Source organism: Deltaproteobacteria bacterium (assembly GCA_029860075.1).
Classification (GTDB): Bacteria; Desulfobacterota; JADFVX01; order JADFVX01; family JADFVX01; genus JAOUBX01.
This window is the reverse complement of sequence record JAOUBX010000145.1, coordinates 1-4,863: the sequence shown is the minus strand read 5'-3', so window position 1 is coordinate 4,863 and position 4,863 is coordinate 1. Positions and strand designations below refer to the sequence as shown.

The following is a 4,863-nucleotide window of genomic DNA, read 5'->3' as shown; positions in this document are numbered from 1 at the left end:
CTTTCCGCTTCTTTTCTTGCATCTTTATGCTCATAGGCCGGATCAGGCCGGATAAAGGCGGGTTCCGTCAATATGCCTGATGCGTCCTTATTATTACCGAGGTAGAAATTCAGGCCGCCGCTCGATGTAATGAGAACCCTGTCTCCTGTGAGCAGGTAATTTCTTGCCGTTACCGGTGCTATGGCAGTAATGGTGCCTGCAAAAAAGAGGAAACAGTGAAGTATCGATTTTGCCGTGCCTTCCTTTCGAAAGAAAGAGAAGATCCATAAAAGAGCCAATGGAGCAAAAAAAAGGATGTTTGGCCTTATAATTGCCGATATACCAAGGAGCAGGCCTGATAAATACCAGAGAAAAAGGCTGTCCTTCTCCCTTGCTTCAATGAGCATGGCAATGATAAGGAGGTTGGTAAATATGACCAGTGATTCAGAAATGAGATTGCCTTCTGTAAATATAAAGGGTCCGTAAAGGGCGGAGATAAAAGAGGCCGTTAACGCCGTTTTTTTATCAAAGACATTAAGGCCTATCGAATAAATCAGGAGGCAGCTTAACGTTCCTGTCAGGACCTGAACTATCCGTGCCGCAAAGAGGTCATGGCCTGAAAGGGCATAGACGGCAGCCAGAAAGTAGGAATAAAGGGGACCCATGTCGAGAACCTCCTTGCCGAGAAGATAGTTGCCATTGAGGATGGAAAGGGCTGACCGGTCATAAAAGAGCGGGTCCAGGGAAAGGTGATAAAAAAAGGGCATTTCCTTAAATTGCAGGAGATAGATGATTCGTAAAGAAAGGGCAATACCGCATATAAGCAGAAGCGGACCGGCAGTTACTAACAGGTTATTACTTTTTGAATTCATTTTGAAGCTCACAAGTTAAATATAAAAATAGAGTTTCCTATATTTGTTACCGGCTGATAATGTTTAAGCCAGGAAAAATAACCTTTTTCAAATTCTATCATACGTTTGCCGTAGATGACAGGGTAGGGAAGACCCTGAAGGTAATTGGCGCTAATAGCGTAAATGCCTCTCTCGGGATAGCCCTTGGGGATTTCATAAGAAATGCCGTAAATTTCAGGATCGACGGAACCGAAATAGGCGAGCTTGATATGCTTAATCCCTTTTTGATCCATGTATTTCTTTAGTCCCTTCAGATCCTGCCCCCAATCAATATTTGAGTCGATGAGATATTTATACCCATTTTTCGGTCCCCCCACAAGTTCGTTAAAATGGCTAAGGTAGTGAGGGAAAACGGAGAGAGAGGAGTAAGCATACCAGCCGGCAAGCAGAATGATCATCGCCGTTTTTATTTGCCCCTCTTCACTTTCCTCCCGCAATATTCTGCTCATCAGTATAAAAAGGAAGGGAAATAGAGGGAGAAGGTACCTTATACCTGTATTGAGATTGGATAGAAAGGCAAAAACAAAAAATAGAAGAAGAATCGGTATTATGAGAAAAATTTCATCAATTTTTATTTGCTCCTTTTTAAATAGATAAGAAAAGAAGAGAAAAAGAAGAAATAAGGAAAGTGCCAGAGGTGTTTTAACGATAAAGGCAAAGGGAAGATAATACCACCATCCTTTTTCCGACCATTTACCCATAAAGAAATTGGGAAATTCACCGAACTCCACATCATTTTTCTGATCATCAAAACCTGCCAAATATTCATGAGGAAGAGGGACGGGCAAAAAAGAAAGTCCGCTTTTACCAAGATTCTGAAAAAAAGTGCTCTCAAATTGATAATCACCAAGTTGTTTAAAGCTCCCTTCAAAGCCGTAACCTGCATTCAGAACGGCAAGGCCAAGGAGATAAATAAGAAGGATAGAGACAGACAAGGCCTTCCAGCCTGAGAGCCTTACCTTCTCCGTCAATTGGAGTAAAAAGGGACTCTCTTCATACTTCTTTTTCCATATCATAAAAAGCATTCCGCAAAGGGGAAACATTATGAAGAGAAAGATGGCGGTAAACTTGGAAAGCTGGGCAAAGCCAAGGACCAATCCCGAAAAGAGAAGCCTTTTTTGATTGGGCGCTTTAAGGAATGCCAGAAAAATATACATGGAGACAAGTATGAACAAGGACGCGCCGATATCAATGGTTGCAAGGCTTGAATGGGCGATAATATTAGGTGAAAAAAGATAGAGAAAAAGGGCGAGCAGGGCCGATTTTTTTCCGTAAAGCCGGTGGGCCCACCGGTAAACAAAATAGGCCAGCAGAAGGGAAAGAAGAAGGATGGGAATTCTTCCCCAGAAAAAAATATCTTCATAAGCAGCCCTGTTATTTTCCATAAAGTATTTTCCGAAAATCCAGGGCGTCCAGTCGTTCTTTCGGTCCCACTTCCATTGAAAGTCTATTTCCGGTGACAGTACCGTAAGCGGCAGGGCGCTCATCATTTTTATGAGAGGGGGGTTTTTATGATAGAGCGAGAAGTCTCCCTTTTTGATGTAAACATAGCCTGCCGGAAGATGAGCAAATTCATCCATTGTCGGTGTTGAAGCGATGTTAGCGCTTATGGTCGCAACGACAAAAGCAAGAATGAATACAAAGGGAACTGTACGATAGAAAAAAGCCTTCAATATTTGCCGGTATCCTCGGTTTATTTTACCTTTGAAAATCCCGTTCACTGGTCGGGGTCAGAGTTAAAAGGTTTTGCCATAGGGCTTCTTACTTTTCTTTGGCGGCCAAAGAAAAGTAAGCAAAAGAAAGGCCGCCCAAAAACTTGGTCCCGCCAAGGCGGGACTCCCCTCGCTTCCGCATTTGCCTTCGGCGGTCACAAAAACTCGCTTCGCTCAGACAGTTTGTGACCTTCATCCTCAGTCAACTGCTTCACTCGGCTACGTTTTAACGGGAAGTGATAAAAAGCCCTTTCAGGGCTTGAAGCAAAGCCACGTCCTCTGGTGTGGATTCTTTACTTGTAATATACAAACTTTATAACATATCTTTTCAGGTGAGTTCATTAATTATTGATCTTCTAAGTCCGCCAATCACCCCCATTGTATCTTTCGAACGATGGTATTAGAATTACTATAAATTTCAAATAGCCTCATGTTATAATCCCAGGCTTACTAAAAATAAGAGACAATGATTATGAAAGATAAAATAGATTTAGCAGAAAAACTTATTACTGCCATAGGTGCTGAGGATGAAAAAGAAATTTCTTCGGTTCTCCAGGTACTCTCCTTAAGGGAAAGGGAGAGAAGCTTAAAAAATATAAAACTGCTTCTTGAAAAAGGTGCTTTCAAGGGTATGGAAGGGGAGATGATCAATAGTGCGGTCCAGTCACCCGATCCCGACCTGGCTCTTAATAATGCAGAACGGCTGGTAGGCTGTCTTCCTGTTGAAACTATCCATAAAGCCCTGGGAAAGCCGGACTTAATGAGTGATCTTTTTACCCTTTGCGGCGGCAGCCAGTTTCTTTCAAACATTCTTTTCAGGTATTCCTCATTGTTTGACTGGCTTTTTATGGAGGGAAATATTTCGGAATCTTTAAGCTTTGAAGATAAGCTTTCCCGTCTGAGGGGGGAGCTTGAAGGTGTTCGGGATATGAAGGCCCTTCAAAAAGTATTGAGAAATTTCAAGCACAGAGATTATCTCAGAATCGGTGCAAGAGATCTGACAGGCGCGGCAGGTATGGCGGAAGTGGCCGCTGAGATTAGTGACCTCGCTGCCGTTTCACTTCAGGGGGCCTATGAGGTTATTTCCTCTATGCTGAAGTCAGAGTACGGCGCTCCCCTCTATAAAGATCCTCAGGGGAATGAGAAGGAGGCTGACTTTGTTGTCCTGGGAATGGGAAAACTGGGGGGGCGGGAGCTGAATTTCAGTTCCGACATTGATCTTATCTTTTTATATACCACCGAAAAGGGAGAAACAACAGGGATTGCCGATGAATCGGGGAACCTGAATGAGCAGATTTCCATCCATGAGTTTTTCACTAAAATGGGAAAGATGATTGTCAAGGCTTTGAATGAAGTAACGGAAGACGGTTTTGTTTTCCGTGTCGATATGGATCTCAGGCCTGAAGGCAAATCAGGCGACCTTGCCTGTTCCCTGAGGAGCGCTGAAATTTATTATGAATCCTGGGGCCAAACCTGGGAGCGGTCAGCCATGCTTAAAGCTAGACCTCTTGCCGGAGATATTGCTCTTGGTGAAAACTTTCTCCAGCTACTTAATCCCTTTATGTACAGGCGTTTTCTCGACTATACGGCTATCGAGGAAATAAGAGCCATGAAGCGGAAGATAGATGCCTCCATCGCCAGGGACGACCAGAGCTTTACTAATATTAAACTGGGAACGGGAGGGATAAGAGAGATCGAGTTTTTTATCCAGGCCCTCCAGCTCATCAATTCAGGAAAAAACGCTAAGTTACGGGAGAAAAACTCACTTAGGGCACTAAAAAAACTGGCAAAGGAAGGGCTCATTAGTGATGATGAATGCCAAAAGCTGTCCCATGCTTATATCTTTCTTCGCACTGTGGAACACAGGCTCCAGATATTCCAGGAGAGGCAAACTCATACGCTTCCCACAAAAGAGGAGGCTATGGAAATGCTTGCCAGAAGAGTGGGTTATCGGGAAGACCCTCTCCCTGAATTTCTTAAAGACCACAGCATGCACACGGCTAACGTAAAGGAAATATATTCCAGTCTTTTTCATGAAGCTGCCGATAAGCTGGAAGAAGAGACAAGCCCTGAACTTCTGGAGTTGCTGGAAGGCCTTTTAAATAAAGATGAGGCTGTAGAAAGGCTCTCTAACTATGGTTTTAAAGAGCCTGCCAATGCCTTTCAGAACCTTTCACTTCTCTGGAACGGCCCACCTTTTGCGCACTTTACGGAAAAGAGCAGAGGTGTCTTAAGAAGGGTGGCACCTTATATCCTCAAGG

At 43.6% G+C, this 4,863-nt stretch carries 3 protein-coding genes; 1 reads left to right on the top strand and 2 read right to left on the bottom strand.

Translation table 11 applies throughout. From position 1 onward, the window contains the following. On the bottom strand, positions 1-851 hold an 851-nt coding region (locus OEV42_21230), incomplete at its 3' end, for a glycosyltransferase family 39 protein (protein MDH3976793.1). Between the two features lie 8 nt (positions 852-859). Next, on the bottom strand, positions 860-2,563 hold the full coding sequence (locus OEV42_21225; protein MDH3976792.1) for a glycosyltransferase family 39 protein: 1,704 nt from the start codon (positions 2,561-2,563) through the stop codon (positions 860-862). Between the two features lie 511 nt (positions 2,564-3,074). Between OEV42_21225 and OEV42_21220 the strand changes: the two genes are divergently transcribed. After that, a partial coding sequence (locus tag OEV42_21220; protein ID MDH3976791.1) for a bifunctional [glutamate--ammonia ligase]-adenylyl-L-tyrosine phosphorylase/[glutamate--ammonia-ligase] adenylyltransferase occupies positions 3,075-4,863 on the top strand: 1,789 nt, incomplete at its 3' end.